Below are 828 nucleotides of genomic sequence, written 5' to 3'. Positions count from 1 at the left end.
AAGCGAGCGGGGGGGGAGGGGGGGACGAGAGGGAGAAAGGGGGGGAAAAGGGAGGAAAGAAGAAAAAAGAACGAAGAGAAAAGAGGGGGGGAAAGGAGAAGCAACAAGAGAGGGTCAGTGGCGGGGAGAGGGAGAGGGAAGAAGGGAAGGGGGGGGAGGGGAAGGGAGAGGAAGAGAGAAGGGAAAGAGAGGGGGAGAGAGAAGGGAGAAAGAAAGAGGGAGAGGGGGGGGAAAAAGAAAAGGGAAAAGAGGAGGAGAGGGAGAGGAGGAGGGAGGGGAGAAAGGGGGAGGAAGGGAGAGAGAAGAGGAAAGAAAAGAGAGGAAAAAAGGGGGAAAAGAAGGAGAAGAAGAGAGAAGAAGGGGGGAAAGAAGGGAGAGAGGGAAAGGGGGGAGGGGGAGGGGAAGGGGGGGAAGGAAAAGAAGAGAGAGGAAAGGAGAGAGGGGAGAAAGGGAGAGGAAAGGGGGGAGAGAGAGAAGAGGAGAAGGGGGGAAAGGAAGAGAGAGGAGGAGGGGGAGGGAGAGGGAAAAAGGAGGAAAAGGGGGAAGGGGAAAAAGGGGGGAGGGGGGAGGGGGGGGGGAAGGAGGAGGGGAAGGAAGAGGAAAGAAGGGAGAGAGAGGAGGGAGGAGGGGGAAAGGAAAAAGTTGGGAGGTGGGAGGCGGGGTGGAGGAAAGAAGGGGGGGAAGAGGGGAGAAAAGGAAAGGAGGAAGAATGAAATGGGGCTGGGTGAAAAGGGAAAGAGGAGGGGGAAAGAAAGGGGAGGGGGGAAAAGAGAAAGAAGGAGAGAGAGGGGAGGGAAAGAGGGAGGAAAAAGGGGGGGAAGAAAGTAG

General features: G+C 57.1%; 1 protein-coding gene. It reads left to right on the top strand.

The window, feature by feature from the left end; translation table 11 throughout:
- Positions 1-713 (top strand): hypothetical protein (locus CYP28_RS10825; RefSeq protein ID WP_219811229.1); only part of this gene is annotated, 713 nt, incomplete at its 5' end.
- Between the last annotated feature and the right edge of the window lie 115 nt (positions 714-828).

The sequence above is a fragment of the Campylobacter concisus genome (genome assembly GCF_002914195.1).
In the GTDB taxonomy this organism is placed as follows: domain Bacteria; phylum Campylobacterota; class Campylobacteria; order Campylobacterales; family Campylobacteraceae; genus Campylobacter_A; species Campylobacter_A concisus_M.
The sequence above is the reverse complement of the archived record's forward strand: the minus strand, read 5'-3'. Positions and strand labels throughout refer to the sequence as shown.